Annotated in this window: 14 protein-coding genes; 9 read left to right on the forward strand and 5 right to left on the reverse strand. The window is 61.7% G+C overall.

The features are described 5' to 3' along the window. Nucleotides 1–92: 92 nt before the first annotated feature. Nucleotides 93–653: a tetratricopeptide repeat protein gene (locus KIK05_RS36770; RefSeq protein WP_250564063.1), complete on the forward strand. Its 561-nt coding sequence runs from the start codon at nucleotides 93–95 to the stop codon at nucleotides 651–653. Between the two features lie 50 nt (nucleotides 654–703). Here KIK05_RS36770 and KIK05_RS36775 read toward each other — a convergent pair. The 3 genes from KIK05_RS36775 to KIK05_RS36785 form a co-directional block, all read right to left on the reverse strand. Next, nucleotides 704–1,473 (reverse strand): IS5 family transposase gene (locus tag KIK05_RS36775; RefSeq protein WP_214415574.1). Its coding sequence is split into 2 segments (ribosomal slippage): nucleotides 704–1,176 and nucleotides 1,176–1,473, totalling 771 coding nucleotides; the frame shifts between segments, so codons are not numbered across the junction. 613 nt (nucleotides 1,474–2,086) lie between these two features. Then, the gene (locus KIK05_RS36780) at nucleotides 2,087–6,208 is read right to left on the reverse strand and encodes a S1C family serine protease (protein ID WP_214415482.1); all 4,122 of its coding nucleotides are present in this window, start codon (nucleotides 6,206–6,208) and stop codon (nucleotides 2,087–2,089) included. A gap of 4 nt (nucleotides 6,209–6,212) precedes the next feature. Then, nucleotides 6,213–6,524, reverse strand: coding sequence for a trypco2 family protein (locus tag KIK05_RS36785; protein WP_214415483.1), 312 nt, complete (start codon nucleotides 6,522–6,524; stop codon nucleotides 6,213–6,215). Between the two features lie 2,305 nt (nucleotides 6,525–8,829). Here KIK05_RS36785 and KIK05_RS36790 point away from each other — a divergent pair. The 4 genes from KIK05_RS36790 to KIK05_RS49575 all read left to right on the forward strand — a co-directional run bounded on the left by KIK05_RS36790 (nucleotide 8,830) and on the right by KIK05_RS49575 (nucleotide 12,601). Continuing rightward, nucleotides 8,830–10,185 carry a hypothetical protein gene (locus KIK05_RS36790; protein ID WP_214415484.1) on the forward strand — a complete coding sequence of 452 codons (1,356 nt, stop codon included), beginning with the start codon at nucleotides 8,830–8,832 and terminating at the stop codon, nucleotides 10,183–10,185. A 179-nt stretch (nucleotides 10,186–10,364) separates the two neighbouring features. Further along, on the forward strand, nucleotides 10,365–11,318 hold the full coding sequence (locus tag KIK05_RS36795; protein WP_214415485.1) for a restriction endonuclease: 954 nt from the start codon (nucleotides 10,365–10,367) through the stop codon (nucleotides 11,316–11,318). 413 nt (nucleotides 11,319–11,731) lie between these two features. After that, nucleotides 11,732–11,872: a hypothetical protein gene (locus KIK05_RS36800; RefSeq protein ID WP_214415486.1), complete on the forward strand. Its 141-nt coding sequence runs from the start codon at nucleotides 11,732–11,734 to the stop codon at nucleotides 11,870–11,872. 453 nt (nucleotides 11,873–12,325) lie between these two features. Next, the gene (locus KIK05_RS49575; protein ID WP_372455644.1) at nucleotides 12,326–12,601 is read left to right on the forward strand and encodes a CPCC family cysteine-rich protein; all 276 of its coding nucleotides are present in this window, start codon (nucleotides 12,326–12,328) and stop codon (nucleotides 12,599–12,601) included. Nucleotides 12,602–12,773: 172 nt separating this feature from the next. On the opposite strand, the gene KIK05_RS36810 is transcribed toward KIK05_RS49575, so the two are convergent. After that, nucleotides 12,774–13,103 (reverse strand): hypothetical protein, encoded by a 330-nt coding sequence (locus KIK05_RS36810; protein ID WP_214415488.1) that lies wholly within the window; start codon nucleotides 13,101–13,103, stop codon nucleotides 12,774–12,776. Nucleotides 13,104–13,605: 502 nt separating this feature from the next. On the opposite strand from KIK05_RS36810, the gene KIK05_RS36815 reads away from it, so the two are divergent. Next, entirely contained in the window at nucleotides 13,606–14,019 is a 414-nt protein-coding gene (locus tag KIK05_RS36815) for a hypothetical protein (RefSeq protein WP_214415489.1), read from the forward strand. Nucleotides 14,020–14,171: 152 nt separating this feature from the next. Next, nucleotides 14,172–16,622, forward strand: coding sequence for an ATP-binding protein (locus tag KIK05_RS36820; RefSeq protein WP_214415490.1), 2,451 nt, complete (start codon nucleotides 14,172–14,174; stop codon nucleotides 16,620–16,622). A 232-nt stretch (nucleotides 16,623–16,854) separates the two neighbouring features. On the opposite strand, the gene KIK05_RS49580 is transcribed toward KIK05_RS36820, so the two are convergent. Beyond that, nucleotides 16,855–17,331 (reverse strand): helix-turn-helix domain-containing protein, encoded by a 477-nt coding sequence (locus KIK05_RS49580; protein WP_372455642.1) that lies wholly within the window; start codon nucleotides 17,329–17,331, stop codon nucleotides 16,855–16,857. 959 nt (nucleotides 17,332–18,290) lie between these two features. Here KIK05_RS49580 and KIK05_RS36830 point away from each other — a divergent pair. Both KIK05_RS36830 and KIK05_RS36835 read left to right on the forward strand, forming a co-directional pair. Then, nucleotides 18,291–19,004, forward strand: coding sequence for a restriction endonuclease (locus tag KIK05_RS36830; protein WP_214415492.1), 714 nt, complete (start codon nucleotides 18,291–18,293; stop codon nucleotides 19,002–19,004). A gap of 1,964 nt (nucleotides 19,005–20,968) precedes the next feature. Next, nucleotides 20,969–21,205, forward strand: a complete 237-nt coding sequence (locus tag KIK05_RS36835) for a hypothetical protein (protein ID WP_214415493.1) — start codon at nucleotides 20,969–20,971, stop codon at nucleotides 21,203–21,205. Nucleotides 21,206–21,214: the final 9 nt, after the last annotated feature.

Here is a 21,214-nt window from a genome sequence, read left to right on the forward strand (position 1 = left end):
TGCATCCTCCGGCTTCTTGCGCGCCACGGTGGCGTCCTCCAGGTCGATCTCCGTCGATGCCTGGATCACAGTACTCATCAGGGGTGTCCTCCATGATCAGGAGTTACACCGTTGTTCTTACAGTCCCCAGGCTGGAGGAAGCCGAAGCCGAGAACCGGGCCGTGCTGGAGATACGTCGGCGGCTCTTGGGTGACCAACACCCCGACACCTTGATCAGCCGGAACAACCTTACGCTCGTACTCCGAGGGCTGGGCAGGCTGGGGGAAGCTGAGGCCGAGAATCGGGCCGTGCTGGATATACGTCGGAGGCTCTTGGGGGATCAGCATCCGGATACGTTGATCAGTCGAAACAATCTGGCTCGTGTGCTGGCCGATCTGGGGCGGTTGGATGAGGCTGAGGCCGAACATCGCGCTGTGCTGGAAGCACGCCGCCGGGTGCTGGGTGATCAGCATCCCGACACCTTGCACAGTCGGAACAACTTGGCTCGTGTGCTGGCCGATCTGGGGCGGTTGGACGAGGCTGAGGCCGAGCACCGTGCTGTGCTGGAAGCACGCCGCCGCATACTGGGAGATCAGCATCCGGATACGTTGATCAGCCGAAACAGCCTTGCCCGCGTGCTGACGGATCTCAGACGATCTCAGGCATCTGGGTGATGTGTACCCGCCGTAGCAATCATGCGAGCGACTGCAGGCTCTTAGAGGTCCTAACGCAATGAGGTGAGGCGTCGCCAGCAGATGAGGGCGCAAGCCAGGCTAAGGAAGGCCTGGTGGATGTCAGCGCGGACTTCCCAGCGGATGCGCAGGCGTCGGAAGGCGTGTAGTAGGGCGAAGGTCTGCTCGACGACGTAGCGGTGTTTGCCTAGGCCAGAGCCGTGTGCGGTGCCGCGGCGGGCGATCAGGGGCCGGATCTGCAGCTCGCGGACCAGGCGGCGGTACTTGTCGTGGTCATAGCCTCGATCGGCGAACACGACGTCGGGGCGCCGGCGGGGACGGCCGCGCTTACCACGAACCTTCGGGATGGCCTGCAGGAGCGGGATGAGCTGGGTGACGTCGTTGCGGTTGGCGCCGGTGAGGATGACGGCCAGTGGGATACCGGTGGCGTCGGTGATCAGGTGGTGCTTGCTGCCGGCCCGTCCGCGATCGACCGGGGACGGGCCGGTCTGCGGCCCCCTTTTAATGCCCTGATCTGGGAAGAGTCCACCGCGGCTCGGGAGAGGTCGAGCGCGTCGGCCGCGCGCAGGCGGTCCAGCAGTACCTCGTGCAGGCGCTGCCAGACCCCGGAGGCGTTCCACTCGGCCAGCCGTCGCCAGCAGGTCATGCCCGAGCCGTGGCCCAGCTCTTGTGGCAGGTGCTCCCAGGCGATCCCGGTGTGCAGCACGAACAGGATGCCCTGCAACGCCAGTCGATCACCCAGCCGCTTGCGCCCAGGATGGCGGAACCGCCGCTGACGCTGGGGCAACAGCGGCTCGATCATCGCCCACAGTTCGTCGCTGACCTCCCATGGCTTCAGCTTGGCCACTCGCGCTCCTCTCGCTCAGCTACAGCGAGAGATCAAAGCACAACAGAGATCATTCTGTTAGGACCTCTTAGTCGGCTCCAGGAGCCCCGAGCAATGGGATGAACGACGGCCTATACAGCAATGCCGTACAGCAACGAGGCCCAGGGGCGACGATCGATGTGCGGTTACCGAGCCGGGCTAACGAGCCCAGGAGAGCCTCGGCTTCATGTGCAGCTCGTGGGACGACCAGATGACAGCAGGGGTGACAGCAACGTCAGCCACCAGCGGCATCCGAGCGCAGCCGTACACCACCCTCTGACCTTGGCCGCAGAAGGGGGAACAGAGTGATTGTTCCGCCTGAAAAGCGGAAGGTCGGCGGTTCGACCCCGCCCCTGACCGCATCACCTGAACAGCCCAAACGTCCTGCCCCAATTACGGCCGGGGCGTTCTTGGTTCTATTTGACGACAAAGCGCCCATGACAGACGCCGCCGAGCCACCTCTTAACGTCGCATTTCCTGCGTCTCACTGCCTTCGTCGGCGTTCTCTTCGTACCGGCCTTTCCCGACGGCCAATTCTCCAGCTGGCCGCTCAGGCTCTGGACGTTGACGTACCATGTCTAGGGGATGCCCCTCGCGCGGCCGCGCCGAACGTGAGTTGTGCCGCGATCTCATCCAGGCACCGCGGCTCCAGCCGGGCCAGCGGTGCGATTATTTCGCTTCTGAAGTCGAGGGCGAGTGAATGTTTGACCAGGTCGAGGGTCGGCTGGCTACCAGTGGCCGCGGCGAGTGCCAGACAGTAGGCCGCGTCTTCTTTGAGGTCATCGATGATGGCGACTGCCTCATTCAGGAGACCTGACTTAAGCATTGCTTTGACCAACTCAGTGAGGGCGCCCTCGGCCAGCACTTCGTTCATCCGGCGGGCTTCGTCGCGGTAGCGATCCCATAGACGCAGGCGTATGACCGCCTCCAGTGGCACGGTGCAGGTCGTCGAAACGCTTCCTGTCACCAGAGCGGCGTGCTGGGCGGTGTCCAGCACTTGGATGTACTCCTCGCTGAGTTCTGTGGCCTGACAGGCTGAGGCGAGCCATGGACGGGCCCATATGGCGTCCTCGAAAGTCAAGCTCATGTCCGCGATTCTGGTGAGCTCGGCCGTGAAGTCGCGACACAGGGCCTGGTGGCCGGAGTCGCACATTTCGACGACCATTTCGGCAGCCTGTTCTTGCCAGCGTGCGAGGTCGGAAGGGGAGCCAGCGGGCGCCTCCAGCCCTGTTTTGCGGATTAGCGAGATTGCTCCAGCGATATCATTCGACAGCAAGTGAGCACGCATGTTGAGGGTGCGGGCCAGGCGGTCGCTCTCCTCCACAAGTGTGGTCAGGCTCACCGCCCTCCCGATGCGCCCTGTGCGAAGGAGGAGGTTTATGAGATCGCAAATTATGCGGGACCGCCATCCGCTGGTTTTCTGGTCTTCCGAGTTCTCGATGCCTTCGGTCACCAGGTCGATGAGCAGGTCGACATCGGCTGATCGGTGGTCGTTCGCTTCGATGGCCTTTGCACTGTTCAGGAGGATCTCGATCCGGTCCATTTCCTCCGATTGGAACGCCGCGGCAACCGCGAGCGCATGTTCCATATGACCTAAGGACGCGGCCGCGGCCGCCACGGGGGCTGCCTCCCACTTGGTCTTGAAGTCATTCACGTTTTTCAACACCGTGTGCAGGGCCATTTCAAGGGCTGCCTCAGCCAGTTCCGTTCTTCCAGCGGTACCGGCGGCACGTGTGAATTCTGCAAGAAGGGTAGGAGGCGGCGTGCTCATAGTTGCGTCGAGCGCCGTGTCTATCTCTCTCACCAGGGGATCGACATCCTGGGGTGTACCAGTATCGAGAATCGCCAGGGCGATCTCGGTGAGAGTTTCCGCCCGGGTGGCGGGGCTAGCGATGTCTCGTCCGAGGGAGGTGGCCAGAAGTAGATGCCCGTTGTTCCTGGCGGACGTCGCGGCATCAGCCAGAAGGTCGTCGAGATCTTCAGCCGCTCCGGCTTCGCTATGCCGGGGGTCATGACCATGCGCTGCGAGGGTTATGTAGATGAGCTTGCCGGGATCGTGGAACGGAAGGACTGTCTCATCCGAGGGCAGCATCGCGAGTAGTTGCTGAGCCCGTTCTTCGTCCTGGTAGGCCGCCGACTCCACGAGTTCCGTCGTGGAGAATTCGCGGTTTAGCGCGGCAAGAAGCTCCTCCGGGACGTTCTGACGTCCTCCCTTGGTGAAATAGTCTTCGCAGGCGCAGAGCAGAGCCTTTCTTCTGCCTCTTGGGTCTAGGTTCGAAAGGTAACAGAGCAGGCGGTCGGTTTCCCCGAGGACATCGCACGCTTGGGCGAGGTAGCCGTATATGCTTGGCCGATCCTCGTCATCGGCATGCACGACGGCCTCGTCGACCAGGATCCGCGTCAGCGTCGGGTCGATCTCGGCCAAGGGGCCGGCGACCGCGCTGATAGACCAGGCTCGCTGATACCCGTACACGCCGTGCAGATGGTCGGTGACGGTTTGACGGGCGATTTCGGCGGCATCGGGTTCGCCCCGTCGCGCCAACGCGAGGGCTGCGTGCATCGAATGTTCCACTCGCTCCAGTTCCAGCCTTCCCGGTACGGCCATCGCCTCGAGAACGAGGTTCCGTGCCTCGATCGGCTGGGAGTCAAACAGGCGCTCCCCGATCGCTAGTAGGGCTTGGGCGCGCGAATAGGGATTTTGAAGTGTACGGGCCAGCTGGATGCCTTCTTCGGGTCGACCGAGCCGTACCAAAAGCTGTGGATATGAGGAGGGCACGTTGCGGCTGTCATCTTCGATGCGCATCCTCAGCAGGGAGGCGCGTGCAAGCAAGGTGAGGTCGCAGTTTGGAGTCGCCGCGAGCAGCCTGGACGCGTGCGATACCTCGGACAATGCGGCCGGATCGCCGCCGGTCCGGCGGCGAAGCAAGGCACGCCGTTCGGGCGAAGCCAGCGTGGCCAGGGTCCCGCCGGCGCTCTCGGTGACCAGAAGGGTCGGGTAGGCCTCGGTCAGGTAGGCCGGAGTCTCGTCGGGCCATCCGGCCTCGGCGAAGCCAAAGGCCCACTTGTCGATGGAGGCGCGGGTGTGTGCGACCTCCTCCTGTTCCAGATCCCCCCGTACGGTAGTTGCCAGGGTGTCGTGCGCGAGCGTATACCGGGTCAGAGGACCGGGCCGCGGCTCCACCACGCGCGAGAGACTCCGTTCCAGGGTCCGGCGAACCGCCAGTGGGTCGTCGTGGGTGATCGAGGCGATGTCCCTGCTGCTCAGCGCGCCGCTGGCGACCGCCATCGCAGTCAGGATCCTGCGCGGCAGCGGCTCGGTGAGAACGTGATCCAATTCTTGGCGGGCGCGCAGGAGCAGGCTGGTTGCCATGGGAAAGGGTGCCAGGATTTGGCGACGGCAGCTGCGTAGAGGGTGGCTCTTGTCAACGTCCAGGGGAACGCGGGGGTGGCGGCTCGTCACCAGGACGTGCGCCGTTGCTCCCCGGATGGCCGGCAGTTGCGAGGCGATGCTGGGCTCGGCCAGTTCCCGAAAGTCGTTCTCGTCCAGACCGTCAACCATCAGCACCAGGGGACGTCCGTGCCGCTCATGATTCCTCGCCGCACGTTCCCAGAGGCTGAGGAAGACTGCCGCGTCCGGTTCGGCGGGAGGGAACTCACCCAGCAAAGCTGCGAGTTGCTCGCACATCGCGCGGTGGAACTGGTGGACACGCATCTGCCCGTCGCGCCGGGAGATGACGAACGACACCACGTCCATCTCAGAGTGGGAACCCGTGGCGAAGTGCGTGACCAGCGACGTCTTTCCCGCCCAGGGGCCAGCGACGAGCATCAGGTACGGCTCCTGCCCGGTCGCGAACGCACTGAGGTCGGCAAGCTCCTGCTCGCGCCCGGTCAGTTCGGAGCAGCGGGCCGCGTATTGGCGCAGTAGGGCCTCGTAGGCCGGACGGCGCCGCTCCTCCCTCGGGTAGGGAACGCTGATCTGTTCCGGTAAGACGCCGTGACGGGCGAGGAGTGCGCGTGCGGCTGCGGTGCTCGAGTCGGGCTCTCGCTCGGCTTCCGCACGCGGTTCGTACCTGCCGATCGCTGCGGCCAGGCGTACGGCTTCCAGGCCGCCGGAGTGTGCCGACTCCACGACGACGCCGACGGCCGAACCCTCGCAAACGACGGCGGCACCCGAGAAACCGCTCCAGTCACGCGCCTTAAGGAGGCGCCCGTCTGCTCGATGGAGGACCAGGCGCCCCCGCTTCACGCTCGAGCCCAATGGGATCATCCCGTCGATCTGGTCACTGTCGCGCCAGGTCGCCTCGTCCCCGTCTCTCCAGATCTGGTGGCGTGGAAATCCGATCGCGGTGAACGGCAGTCGCCCGTGGGACTCCTCCAGAATTACTCCAATGGCCCCCGGAGCGATTTCGCCAAGAGGGACGTCCGGGATGAGTTCGATCAGCGCGATGTCCACCTGATCGCCTTTCCAGACGGTCCGGCCCTCTACGGTGATTTCGTCCGGGTCCCCTCCGAACAGCCGCACCTTGACCGCGGTCCCGCCCTCGACGACGTGCCCGGCCGTCACCACCAGAGACGTCGCCAGCCGCAGCCCTGAGCCGTACCCCGTCTCACCCTCGCGCTCGAGCAGAACCTCGACGCACCGTCCAACGAGCGAGCCGACCACGCCAGGCACCGTTTCAGCGTGGGAGCTCGGACAGTCGGTCGGTCACCGAGAGCGGACGGCCGTCCTCATCGGTGGGCGTGAGGGTCATACGGATCCTCTGGGTCTGGCCGCCGCTCCTCTTGCCCTCAGCACCTAGTTCGACCACCCACAGCTTCAGCCCACCCTTCCCGCCCGCTTCCCGTGTCACAGCGACCTCGAACTCCAGCTCTACGGCCCCGACCCCGAACTTGACCCCGTGGCCATGCCCTTCCTGCTGTGCCTTCTCCAGTTGGTCGCGGAGCATGCGGATGTAGTCGGCCAGGGGCACGCCCTCAGACTCATTCATCAGATCCCGCCTTCGCATATTGCTATGTAAGCCCACCGGCCACATGTCGATAATGCCTGACGGATGTGAGCCTTTGTATGGCATCACATCTGAAAGCAGCGTATCCCCGACCAACTGGACGGTGACAGCAGTGCTGATAGCAACATCCGCACACTCGGCCTCACCACGGGCCTGTCCATCACCCTCGGACCACGCTCTCCGGCACCTGGGCAGGGTGGTTGTTCCGCCTGAAAAATGGACGGTCACTGTTACTGCTGTACAGCAGTCCGTACAGCAACACCGCCTTACGCGATCACACGCCATCACACCGCATCTACCGCCTGAGCAGGCGGGGAGGTCGCTGACGGGGTGTCTGCCCTTCCCTACGGATCAGAAGGTTAGGGGTTCGAGTCCTCTCGGCCGCGCACATCACACAGAAGGCCCGTGACCAGGGAAAATATGGTCGCGGGCCTTTGGGTGTGTCGGAACACTTCGCGATCTTGCTAACGTCCTTGCTAACAGCTCGTCTCAAACGTCTACCGTCCGTGTGCGGTCTGCTGTCAGCATCTATGCTGCCCGCTGGCGCCGCCCTGCGTCTTTGGTCACGAACGCGGAACGACGGTGGGTGAAAGGCGGACGACCTCCCCGGCTTCTTCGTGCCACCACCACCGCTGCAGTCGGTCCCACCAACCCGGGAGCGACGACAGCTCCTCGGCGTAGACGGAATCAGGTCCGCACAACTCCCCCGACGCCCTGTCTATGTAGTAGCCCGTGCCCCGGGCAGGCTCCCACATCGGATCACCAACCAAGATGGCCACGGGCTGTAGCGCGTTGAAGGATAGGAAGGGCCGAGTGGCGGGGAGCACTACCCGCCACTGGCGCTCGTGAGTCCAATCGGACCAATTGTTGGGGTTGGCTTCGAAGCGGACCATCCACGGCTTGTCATCCTTCGATCTCTTGTCGTACCTCTCTGGGCGTGCGTAGTACACGGGACCACCTCCCGCTGCATAAAGTGACTGCCGAGTCACCACGATGCCCCATGCCGGCCAGCGTCGCTCATGGAGTAGATGTTTGAGGTGCTCGTGGGGACTTTCGGAGAAGCAGACTGCGGGCTGGTCGGGGTCCGCTCCGAACGGAGGGAAACCGCGCCAGCCTTCGTCCCACAGGATGCTGCTCAAGCGGCCCTCGGGGGACAGATCTCCGATGTCGTTAGGAACCCCGGGAGTGAGCTTCCGGCCGGCAGGGCGACCACAGAAGTGGATCAAGGTGTCCGACTGAGCGGGGCCAGGGACCCCGAGCTGCACAACCTCTATCTCCATGATCCCTCCCTGTCTGTGTGAAGACATTTGCCGGACACCTCCGTGTCCAGGGAGCCATCGCCTCGCCTCGGCGGAGATGTTCGCCGCCGAGGCCTCGGCCGCGTGGGTCACATGGGCATAGACCCAGAGCGTGATCGACGAATCGACGTGGCCGAGGCGGGCGGCGACCACGGGACGGGACGCTGGACAGAAAGAAGAGTCTGGTCGCGTGGGCCGGAGGTCGTGATGCCGTGTATGTGGGAGCGGGCGGCAGGCTTCGGGGCATCCTTAGGCTTGTTGTAGCTCCGATCAGGTTCGGTAAGAGCCTCCAACTCGGGGGTGATTAGGAAGCCTGCGCGGTCCCCGCCAAACCGGCGCGGACCGCACCGCGATCGGACTAGTGATGGGTGATCCACCAGAACAGCAGGCCGACAAGGCCGGCACCGGTGGCATGTGCGGCGCCGCGGGCAAGGGCGAAGGCCACTGCGAGGCGGAGTCGCCGGCTGGTACTGGGGCCGTGTTCCGGCGCACGCGTGCGGGGGTTGGCTTTGTTGATTTGCGACATGGCTGTATGGAATCGAGGCTGTGGCAGTTCTTGAAGGTATGACGGATGGATCCGGATCTGTGGGGTTAACCTGCTGGTGAGCGCGGGTCCGGCCCGGTCCGTTCCGGATCCGGGACGTGAGCTTTGCTTGAGAAGGAGGGGCGCCGTGGAGGTTTTCCGTCCGCAGGGGTCGACCTCTAGGGTCCTGGCGGAGTTGGCTCGGCTGTGGGATCAGGCTCGCGTTCGCAGCCCAGATCAGGTGAATCAGAAGGAGCTTGCGTCCGCGTCGGGTGTTCCCTATTCGACCGTGAACGGGTGGGCGACGGGAAAAGCAGCGCCTCGTGACCTAGATCAACTGGTCAAGGTCGGCGCTGCATTGGCTAGGTGGGCGGGTGAACCTGCTCCGTCGACACGGGACTGGGGTCGGCTGATGGCTGCCGACCGAGCGCGCCCGCCTGTCAACCGCTCGCAAAGTGCTGCGCCGGTGGAGCAGACCCAAGAAGAAGCACTGCCAGGGTCTGCTGAAGAGCTGCAGTTGGCAGCGAGTACCTGGCGCATGAGATTTTCTAGCGTCGACTTCGTCAATATGCCCCGGATCGCCATGCTCACCTCTGGCGTGCCGGTCATGGTTGCTGCGAGAAGAGTAGGGCTCAATACTTTCAGGCCATTCTACGGGCAGGGAATGGCTCCAGGCCTTTTCATAGGAGAGGTTAGATCTATCTTTGAGACCTGGGATGCGGAAGCGGTAGTGCTTGACGAGCGTACTGTGGATCAAGTTCGGCGTGGCATGCTGGTCTCCTTCGAAACCTCCATGCGGTGCGTTAACCCGCCTGAGCTGCCGCCGAAGGCACCTACAGGTGACCTTACCAAGGATCCTCACTTCACCTTCCAGATGAGCGGTCACCATGTGATTTTAAGCTTCGATTCTCAATGGCTTACTACGACGACCGCAGGCCTGACGCTCCATGATGCCGCCCAGCATCCGCAGCTTTACTCCGGTCTCGGGCAGGTGGTGACCGTGTCTGAGGGGCGGGTCCGTGTTTCGTCTCTTGTATTCGGACAGCCTCAATCTGCTGACCAGGCTCTATGGGACTATACGGTCTCGGCTGGGCTGTCGATTGCACGCGGCCTGTCTGTCAATGATTTCCGTAACCAATTTTCCACGTCGGAAAATGGACGGCCTCTGGCTGGCAGCTCTACTGAGAGGGAAAGTATGCAACCTCTGGGTGTCGTGCTGGTTTTCGACGAGGACCAGGTTGTCCCAGGCGAAATCGACCGCGCTGTGTTGGGCCAGCTGGTGCGAGTGGTGCCGGAGTTTCGCCGCGACATAGGCGTGGCGGTGGCAAGCCTATTACCTCCGAAGGGTGCCGGCGCAGCCGATCTCTCCGCACGCCTTCTTGCGAGGGAACCGGCCCTCTGGAAGACGTTTACCGTGCCCGGCTTGGCTGCGCTGATCAAGACCCGCAATTTGGCCGTTGCGGTGGTTTCTGGCGTCACCCAGACACAGTCTGCGGATCTCGATGAAGCCATGCGGGAAGGAATGGCCGCTTACTGCGGAGCGATGGAACTCGACCGGACCCTGAGTATGCATAGCAGCCTCTTCCCAGAAGAAGACCGTTACCATGTGGTCGGTGCCGAGTTGCGCCTGCGGTACAGCGCTGCCAGCAGGGCCATCGCTGACGCTAACAACGAGCCCTTGGATGAGCCCCTGAACACTTGGCTCGACGAGGGCTTATTCCGCACGGTGGTGTGGGAAGAAGATGAGGCGCAGTCGGCCGCCGAGGAGCGAGAGGCTGCGCTCATTATGGACGCGTGGCTGCGGGACCAGGGAGGAAGGTAGTTTGGCTTCGATCGCCTCCAAGGTCTCTGAGGCTGGTGCTAATCAACACCTCTGCTAACAGCAGCGGCTTCGAGGGGCATCTACCGTTTGAGGTTGAGCAAGCCTCGGGTTCATCGACGAAACCTGAGCCTTGAATGATTCTCAAGCATGGTGCCGGTGCTCCGCAGTGATGCTCGTGCATGGCCAACACCAGCGACGGCCAATGGAAGAATGATCGTGTGGCGAAGTGGCGTGACTACGAGCAGCAGACCGCTCTCTTGCTGGCCAACCTGGGGTTCGCTACCGAGGTGCAGGCCACCCTGTATGGGGCAGACGACGTCCCTTACAAGATCGATGTTACAGCTCGTCGCCAGCTCGCCGGGGTGAGCCTGCTGTGGATCGTGGAGTGTAAGCTCCACAACTCCAGTGTTACCCGAGACATGGTCAATACGTTGAAGGCCAAGGTTGATGACTTGGGCGCCGACCGAGGGCTGCTTATGTCGGAATCGGGATTCCAGTCCGGCGCCGTCCGTTATGCGCTGCGTCGCAATATCACCCTGACGAGCTTGGGTGACCTCGCCTCGAACGCCGGTGATGACCTTGCCGACGCCAGGTTGGCGACCTGCCGTAGTCGCATACTGAACCTGAATGAACGATGGAACGCACTGCATATCTCGACGAAGGCAATGGGATACGCTCGCGATACTACGAGGGCTCTGCTGAATATGTTGGGAGAGGATGGGCGAGCGGAGCTCGCACAGTCTCCAGATGCATGGGAGCAGTCCCATGAGGTCGAGCGAATAATTGAATCGGTCGGCATTGACCAAATGAATTCTTACCTGCAAATGTTCCCGCCGACGTCAGTAGACGCCTCAGATGTCGAAATGCCTCGAATCTTCACGCGGCAGGCGGTGAGAGGCGTAGATCCGAGCGTGCTGAACGAGGTCATCGGCGGGCTCGCAGACGTACGCGAGAGGGTCGTTGACCCGGCCATGCTCGGTCAGTTTCCTATCTACTTCACCATTGGAAATGTCAATTACAGTGCTTGGAGCGCTGGCCAAGCGGCCGGTGTCGCCGAACAGCGTCTCGATGAGCTTGAGGCTTTGACCAAACAGCAGGAGAGTCAAGCTGCCGAGGCGGCGATTCAGTCCTAGATCGTGATTGTCTGACTGATACCTGCCTAAAAAGATCGGCGTGAGTCATGTAATGTCGCACTGATCGTCTGGGAATGTGTTGATGCAACAGGCCCGTTCCCAGAAGCTAGAAAACGGGCCTGAAGCTCGTCGATCTACCAGCCTGTGATCGCCTTGGCGAAACATCTGCCGCCGAGGCTTCTGCCGTGCGGATGATGTGCGCGTAGACGCGAAGGGTGACTGATGGGTCGACGTGGCCGAGGCGGGCGGCAACTACGTGGACGGGAACGCATCTCCCGCGACTCGGTACGCCGCGCCATCGCCGTATTGAGGGGAGAGGGATTGATCGTGACCGAGCTGCGAGGCTCACGCGTTCGCGAGCAAGGACAGGCCGTCCCATCTCCATCACGCCAGGCGCCCAGGTGACCGCCCGCATGCCCACCGAGCCCGAGCGCCGGCAACTCGGCATCGCCGAAGGCGTCCCCATCCTGGTCATCACCGAGCCGGACGGCGAGGTCCGTAAGCTTCCCGCGGACAGGACAGTCATTGAGGCTGGCAAGGAACAGCACAGTTGATCGGGCAGCCGGATAGCGGGTCTCAGCCCTCCCGGCATCCTTGAAGAGCAGGAGCAGCTCCGCCGGTTAGCGCAGCCCTGTTCGTGCTCGATGAGGATTTTCTCTACGTCGTTAAAGCGGCCCGCGCCACAGCAGATGTCCCATCGCAGCGCGTTCGTCCTGCCGTCCGAAGTCGAAGCCGGGATTCCCGTTCGGCGTTCCAGTACGGCATTCAGTTCTGTGTACGACGTCGTCTTCCCAAGCCGTGCGCGTTCGATCAGGAACTTTAGACCGGCTTCTGTGAGCTGGGCCCAGGTCTCGTCATCGCGACCATACTTCGACATCGCATCGCCTCCAGGTGGAGGATAACCAGTTGCCGAGGGGTCGGTATGGGCAATCAGTGCGGTGCGGAGCCTTCCGGCGGTGCTTTTCCTTCGGTGCGAGCGTGAACGTTACGGTGTTCAGGTGAAGTTCGTGAGCGTTCACCGCCCCAAGAGAGATAAGCCGTATCCGTGCCCTTGCTGCGGTTTTCTCACTCTCAACGTGCGAGGCGGGTACGAGATCTGTCCAGTTTGTTTCTGGGAAGACGATGGACAGGACGATCATGACGCCGACGAAGTCCGCGGAGGCCCGAACTACGAGCTGAGCCTCACGCAGGGGCGGCGGAACTTCGCGGAGTTCGGCGCGAGTCGTAGACAAGACCTTCCGCATGTCCGTCCTACTCGCCCTGAGGAGTATCCCGGCGGGTGATCTTGCTAACGGCGTTGCTAACGACAGCCCTGGACGACCGTGGACGAGTGTGGAATCGCCGAGCTCGGACACCTCTTCTGATCAGGTGCTCGTGTCGAATGTGGACGCCGGTGGACATCACCGATCTTGCTACGGATCAGAAGGCATAGGTGCTCGAGTCTTCCCGGTCGCGCTACAGCAACCGACCTCGAATCATGATCTGCCCGGTTAGGTGCCGCTCAGCGGTCATCACCGTGACGCCGTGGACGTACCCCGGGTAAGGGCGCAACGTGATATCTAGCTGCGCTTGACGAATCGCCCCCATCCCGGCTCCTGGCATGGCGCGCAACGCGTCCAGCAGTCGCTCCCGGGCGACGGCGAGCATGTTGGTGACGCCGTATGCCCCGCGAGTACCGTCGCCACTATCGGCGCGCCACGTCCACAGCGGCTCCTCTGTATCGAACGGGATGTGGCTGGTCATGACTGCCGGCACCTGCAGGAACGGGCCTGTTCCAAGTTCCATGAGTGCCAGGATGGGGAAGCCGAGTGGGACGGGAAAACTTCGTCAAGGACGGCTAGAGGACGTCTTACACGACAGACAAGCGTCCCGCAGCAGAGCGAGCGTCCGTTCAACAGGCGAGGTCAGGATCATCCAATCTACTGTCCGCGAAGCATATGCGGAAATGATCAAATCTCGAGCCTGGAACCAGGCATAGCCGCAGCTCAACAGCCCTAAGCAGCTCTGATCGCAGCCGCTCTCCTAAAGAAAGGGCCGCAGGATCGAAGGCCCGACCATCCGGTACGCGCCAAGCCCAGACTCTCAGCAAGGTGCACTACGTCAACCAGCGGTGGGCGCAGTTGATCTGCCAGCACGGCTTGCTTGCACATCAAAGGACCTAGCCGCCATCGATCTGTCAGAACGGTTCCGACGGCTATCCAATTTCAGTTCGTTCCCGAGTGATGATTCCAAGTGTCACAGAGGCCTACAGTGAGTCTTCTGGGGTTTGTCCGCGAAGGAGTGTTGGATGGATCCAATTGTGGTGGCAGCAGCGACGGCTCTGGTGGGGGCGATGGCCACCGATGCCTGGCAGCAGACCCGTACCGCGATGGTGGATTGGTGGCGCAAGGTCCGCCGGGAACAGGCCGAGACCGTGCATACCGAACTGGAATCGACCCAAGTACAGGTGCTCGCCGCCCGTGAGCGAGGGGATGCTGACACGGAGCAGGCCCTGGCAGGGATATGGCAGCTACGGCTGCAGCAGATGCTCGACGAGGACCCGGCGATCGGCCCACAGCTACAGCGCCTGCTTGATGAGCACTTGACCCCTTCGTTGCTCTCCACCGAGCAGTCTCGTATCCAGCAGAACATCACCGCTCATGCTCATGACCAATCGCGGCAGTTCATCGCCGGCCGAGACCAGCACATCACCGGATTATGAATAGACGGGATGGGGAGATGGAGCCATCCCAGGTACACGTCGAAGCGGTCGCCGAAGGGCAAGCTCGGCAGTTCATCGCTGGTCGAGATCAAACAGTTCACATCCGGCCCAGGCCGACCCCTGCAGTGACAATGCATACACTGCCGCGGGATGTGGTCGGCTTCACTGGCCGTGACACCGAGTTGCGTTGGCTCATTGCCGCCGTATCGAGAGCGCAGGGCCTGATGCCCGTCTACACCATCGATGGCATGCCCGGTGTAGGGAAGACGGCACTGGTTACGCGGGCCGCACACATGCTCGCCAAGGCTTTCCCGGACGGGCAGCTGTTCGTCAACTTACATGCCCACACACCCGGCCAACAGCCCGCCGATCCCCGTGAAGTGCTCGGCGATTTGTTGGCCTGCACCGGCATGCCTCAGAGCGAGATCCCTGCAAGCACTGAGGGGCGAGCACAGCGATGGCGCGGACGTCTTGCTGGTAGAAGGGTATTGCTGGTCTTGGACGACGCAGCCAACCACGCACAAGTAGAACCGCTGTTGCCCGGCACGGCAGGGTGCGTAGTCCTGGTCACCAGCCGCCGACGTCTGATCGCCTTTGATGCCGAGCCGCTCTCGCTGAGTACGCTACCGAGTGGTCAAGCGCTTGAGCTATTCGCTCGTGTGGCCCGCCGTACGCCTATAGGGCTAGAGCAGGATGCTGTTGCCGACCTGGTGGAACGATGCGGCCATCTACCGCTGGCCATCACGCTGTTATCAGGCCGCCTAGCTCACCATCCCAATTGGGATATCCCAACCTTCGCGAACGCCTTTGCCACTGCTCAGGATCGGATGAGCGAACTGGAAGCAGGCGACCGTGCGGTGACGGCCGCCTTCGACCTGTCTTATCGTGCGTTGTCTCGCGACCAGCAGCGTTTCTTTCGCCGTTTAGGCCTACATCCCGGCTCCGAAATCGATGCCTATGCCGCCGCCGCCCTGAATGACATCTCCCCTGATCGGGCTCGTCACCAGCTGGATGCTCTCTACGCCGATCATCTCATCGACGAACCTGCGCTGGGCCGCTACCGCTTGCACGACCTCCTGCACGCGTATGCCGGGGCGCTCGTAGCCCAGGATCCAGCTGAGGAACGCGAGAACGCAGTTGATCGCTTATGCGCCTACTACCAGCGGGCCGTGGAACTCGCGGACAGTCTCATCAGACATCCTCGCGCCGGCAGCACTCCTCTAACCGATATTCCGTGCGTCACGCCGGACCTAGGGAGCCGCGAGCAGGCGCTGACCTGGATGCGCACCGAACGCTCCAACCTGCTCTCTTGTACCGACGCCACTGCCATTAGCGTTCCTGACTCCTATGTCATCCGTCTCGCGCATGCCATGAGGGCCTTCCTCGCGCAGGAAGGCGCCTGGGACCAAGCCGTGGTACTACATGAGGCCGCCCTCTCCGCCGCACGTCACAGCGGTGATCGTCTCGCCGAGGCCGACGCCCTTCAAAATCTGTCCTGTGCTCGACGTGGAGCAGGCACCTACTCGGCGGCGGGCGATCTGGCGGAACAGGCACTGCTCCTGTATCGCGCCCTCGGCTACCGACACGGGGAGGCCAATGCCCTGCTGAATTTGAGTCACGCACAGCGTTTGACAGGAAATTACAAGGTGGCGGGGGATCTGGCAGACCAGGCTCTGGTCTTGTACCGCTCCCTGGGGGATCGGTCCGGTGAAGCCAAGGCTCTGGAGGCTCAGGCTTGGTTCCGGCGCGCGATATTTGGTGAATACCGGGAAGCGGCTGATCTGGTTGACCAGGCGCTCGCCCTGTACCGTACTCTCGGTGACCGCTTCGGCGAAGCCGGTGCACTGACCAACCTTCGCGTGGTGAGGCATCAACTCGGAGAGTACTCGAGAGCAGTGGACCTGGCGGAGCAGGCACTGGCGCTATATCGTGCACTCGGCAACCGGAGCGGTGAAGCGGACGCGCTCCGGGGATTGAGCCGGGCACGATGCTATTTGGGGAATTATGAGGTGGCGGCAGATCTCGCAGAGCAAGCTCTCGCCTTGTACCGCTCTCTCGGTAATCGGCACAGCGAGGCCGAGGCACTGCTGATTCTTGGCCGAGTGCGGGTCATGACCAGGAAGTTCCAGGCGGCAGCCGATCTGGCGGGGAAAGCCCTGGCGCTCTATCAGGCTCTCGAATTCAGCCACGGCGAGGCCAACGCGATCCGACTTCTGGGTCAGGCACGCCATCTGTCTGGGGAGCATTCGGCAGCGGCCGATCTACTGGAGAGGGCTCGGACACTATTCCGCCACTTCGCCGATGATCAGGGCGAGGCGGAAGTGTTGAACTGCATGGGTGCTCTCCTAGCCGACTCCGCTGGACCACAGGAAGCACTTGTCGTGTACCGGCAGGCCCTAGCGCTGGCACGTAAGGTACAGAGCCCTCTGGACGAGGCGCAGGCTCTCGAGGGAGCTGCCCAGTGCCTGACACGTTCCGGCCAGCGGGAGGCTGCCCTTGTCGATCTAGGTTCAGCAATAGCCATCTACAAACACATTGGGGCTGCCGAGGCTGTATCAGCTGCAGAGCGTATGGCAGCCCTTGAGGGCAGCAGCCAGGCATAGCGACGAATCTCAGACCCTCCGCCTGGCTCTGTAGGCACGCCCCCGGATGGGCGCACCGTGCGCCTGCTGTACAGCAACGCGATACAGCAACACCGCCACACCAGGACTCGCGGGCTCTGCTGGGCTCACACTCTTGGCCTGCACCGGGAGGTGGTGATGGGGGATCTGCCGGTAGTTCGGGACGAAGTGACAGTATGGGCGCCATGCGGGCGGAGTCCTCCGGCGCCGGGTTCTACTGAGTCTTCCACTGAAGTTCCATCAGTTCGTTCCGCGCTTCTGGCGTCACGCCGTAGGTCTTGCAGAGGGCGTCCACCTCCGCGGCATCGGGCACTAATGTCCCTTCTTCGAAGCTCGCTATTTCGGACTGTGACATTCCAGCCAGTGCTGCGGCTTGTCTCTGTGATATTCCTGCGAGTTGTCGAGCAGCACGTAACGCCTGCGCCAAGTCAGCCTGGACTCTGGCTAGCCGTACGGGAGCGGTGGACACACCGCGTTCCGGGAGAGCGGTGTTCTGACTCGTTTGGGACAGGATTAAACCGACACCGAAAATCATGAACAATACAACGACGATGCCTCCAGCGCCGACTACCATCGGGGTTGCCGCTAGGCGACGCGTATGCGCTCTAACCTGTATAACTCTACCGTCGCGAAGTCTTCGTACGTGCTTTCTGACATTCGTTGTGGGCATGGCCAGGACCGTAGGGACCATCGGCGACGTAACCCAGTCGCCACTAAGAGACGATTCGCTATCCAATGGGCAACTAAGGCTGGCTGGCCAGCTTCGGCGGCACGTCAGGTTCAGTCATGGACGCGAAGCATGCATAAAATGATCTTCGAGATGCCGACCTACTCGTCGAAGGTTGGGGAGAGCCACACTCCTAAAGGGGTGCTCTTGGCTGCCGCGGGATCTCCGGTCCTCGGGCCTGCCGGCCCTAGGGTGCGGGTCCCCTTGTCATTGGATGGCGAGGCGGGCTGTCGGCCGGGTGCGCGTACAGCAGCGTAGTACAGCAACAGGGCCGCTCAAGCCCTTACTTCTTCGTACGGCAACACACGCCCTAGCAGGCCGAACAGTCCCCTGCCTGGTGACTGGCGCCCGTTGCCAAGCAGGGTGTCGCGAGGCTCTTCTGCTGGCTGTCACGCGCTATAGCGGGCCGGACATCGCTCCTGGCGAGACATGCGCTGGCCGATTTGATGTCGCACCACTATGACAGTTCGGTCAGGTCTCTATTTCAGCGCTAGTCTCGAGTTGGATGTTGTTAAGTATTGTCTGCGTCACAAATTAGTAGCACTGAAGGGATATAGAACAGGAGATGTTTGTCGGTCCGACCTGTTTACATAGCTTTCGAGTTCTGGCATCTGAGAACTGGAGGGCAGTCATGGCGGATCGGTACTATCGACGGGGTCATTGGGTGAAAAAGTCTGGCCGAAAATCGAAGAAAGGGGCGGGCTGGCTGATGATGGCGGTCGCTGCCGGCGCTGCCTGGTTCGCCGTGCAAGCAGCCAAATCCGACCCGTCGGCCTCCACTCAACCGGCCACTACACAACAGATCGCTCCCGCCGACGTCGCACCACCAGAGGCTACGACGCCGTGAGCAAGGCGGTGTGGGACTGGTTGCGGTCACGGGTCAACCTGCGGGCCCTGGCACTCTCGGCGAATGGATAGCGGCGATGGTGGCAGTGCTGTTCACTGCTCTGCTGCTCTTCGACGCGCTGCGAGCGCTGATCGAGTTGTTGCTCGGCCACTGGTATCTGGCGGTGGCAGCGACCCTGACGCCTGCCGGTCTGGTGGCCGGATGGTTGCGATGGAAGGCTATCGTTCGGCGTCGCCAGGCCGAACGCCTTGCTCATCTGCGACTCGATCTTGTCCAGGACATCGACAAACTTTCTCCCACCGTCTTTGAATACGCCATCTGCGATCTCATGATCCGTGATGGCATCGAGGCGGTGCGGGTGGGTGGAGCGGATGATAAAGCTGCGGATGTGATCGGCCGTGATCGAAACGGGCGAGTGATCGTAGTTCAGTGCAAACACACCCTTACGGGAGCCAAGGTCGCCGCCAAGGTCATTTACCAGGTCAACGGCACTGCCCAACACGCGCACGGCGCAGATGTCGCCATCGTGGTCACTAACGGGTCTTTCACCAGGAACGCAGCAGAATACGCTGCCAAGGTAGGGATCCACCTGATCGATCGTGACGCTTTACGAGACTGGGCGCAAAGAGGCGTCGCGCTTCATGAACTCCTCAAATTGAGCCCGGTGAGAAGGGGATGGAGCGGACAGCGTGGACGACTGCGCTGGCATCGCCGCTCATGGCGCATGGCAGGAGCAGCGGATCGAGCCCGGAAGAGAAGCCTCCGGCGGAGGCCGTCCACGCACGGTTGACGAATACCGCCCGGCTTAGCTCAGCCTGTCACTCTGATCAAGCAGCAGAGCTATCGGCTTCTTGTCTGAGGGGTGTCTTGCTAGTCATCGAACGCGGATGGTCGAGTTGCCTGAGACCTCAGGGGTACGCCGAGAGAGTTGCAATTGGGGTTGCAGTTCGAGGGTGATCGCTGGTGGCCGTGCGTGTCCGTCGAGGGTGCTCACCTTGGCGTACGGACAGCAGCGGACACCTCCGAAGCGGTGGTTACGAGACTCGTAATGCGTAGGTCAAGGGTTCGATTCCCTTAGGCGGCTCCACAGCGAAGCCCCAGCTCACTAATCCTGAGCTGGGGCTTCGCCGTTCTATCGATCGCCAACCTTGATCGAGTCCGGGGCTCCGTCGCTCTCGTGGTCTCGTTTCTGGTTTCAGTTATCGCCTGGCACACTCTGAGTCTGCCGGTCCCAGTTGGCCCAGGGGTCGGCAGGGGACCGGCTGGTGGTCCTGATGTAGGTAGTGCTGCCATGTGGCTAGCGCTGCTGAGTGTGGAAGACTTTCCGCATGGGAGGCTCCCCATCGTGGTGGGACCGTCAGGAAGAGGTTCTCCAAAAGATCACAAGGGATCGGGCAGCGCTTCGCGCGTTCGCTGAGTTCAGATGCTCCTCTGATTCACGCCTATTGGGCGCCGTCTACAACGTGTATGACGAATTATGGATGTGGCACGTCGGCGAGCGACTGACTCCGAAAGAGGCCGTGCGTGAATCACTAGAGGTGGCAGTCGACGAGTACGAGACTATGGTGGAGTTGGGCTACAACCATGCGTCCGTTTGGCTTCAAATCATCGGCGCTGCAGATGACATCTCCACGTCTTCTCGAGATCGTAGCGGCCAATCAACGCAACATCTAACTCGACTATCAGATGTACAAGAATGTGTCCAATTTTACTTGAGTAACACATTTGCTGAAGTTGCTGCAACATCTCGCGAAATATGGGGCGAATTCGCGAATTGCGGCAAGTGTAGATCGACGTTCATAGTCGAATACCGTGCAGCAATCTTTGCCGTCGGGCTTGCGGTATCCTCTAAGCTGTACAAACCTGCACTCATCCTTCCTGGACGAGTTGTTCCTGCAGGATCGGATTCTCTCCTGAAGGACGCGCCCGCTTATGGGATCATGCATTCATGGCAAGCAAAGCCTTGGCAACTCATAGCAGGTTCGAGGTGAACTGGTGCACCTAGACGATAGACGTGCCCATGAGGTGGCGTCATATCTGACAAAGAACCACAAGCGGCTGCGCGCACTTGTTGAAGCTCGGTGCCGTAACGACAATCGATTGCTTGCGGCTGTATACCGTCTGCCAGATCGTTTTTGGGTGTGGTACGTGGGCCAGAGGTGGTCAACGCAGCAGGTGATCGATGAGGCCGCCGAGTGGACAGCGACTGCTCGAAGCTCTGAGGATTCGGAAACATCTCAAGATCACCTGAACGTGGACGCGGAAATTGATCTAGAAGGGGTTCGGAGATCAAAAGATTTTCCGTGTGGTGCTTATCGATTGAGTATCGACCCTGAGAAGACTTATAGCAGATATACACAATATCAGATCGAAACTGCATATCCAGGAGGCCCGCAAAGCTCATGCGGACGTTGTCGATCCACCTATGTGATTGACTCGCTCGCTATGGACTATCTGACTGGTGAGGCTCTGGCAACCGGAAGCGCGAAACCATTAATACTGCATCCGCCTCGTGTAGCCCACGGCATTACTACTGCATCATCTGACCTCGACGAGATCCCATGGAACCTCATAGGCGTCTATGGGCCCGTACGCCCCGAAGATGCGGTACCGTCGGAGACACAAGAAAACACTCAGTAGCGCGTACGTGGCTCGTCGAACAGCTCTGTGAAGTAGCGCGGCACAGACCGGATCCCAGGAAGGGGAACCGTCGGCGTGCCCGCTCTCCCTGTCGCCTTAGCTATTTTCCTGTCCGTGGCCGCTCTCGCGCTGGTCGTCGCGAGCGTCTGGATCGGGATGATCTATCACGCAACGCTTCGGCTGCCCCGTGAGCAGCAAGAACACGGCCTGAAGGTCCTTGCGCAACTTACGGAGCTCTTCAAGGCCATCACCACACGTCCTCAGATGACCCCCGACGATCAGCCAGCTCCCACTCCCGATGGGGTGCAACAAGAGGTCAGCGACTCCGCTCAGCGTGAGCTTGAGGCGTGATCCGGCCAG

Origin of the sequence: Sphaerisporangium fuscum (assembly GCF_018531465.1) — a bacterium.
Classification (GTDB): Bacteria; Actinomycetota; Actinomycetes; order Streptosporangiales; family Streptosporangiaceae; genus Sphaerisporangium; species Sphaerisporangium fuscum.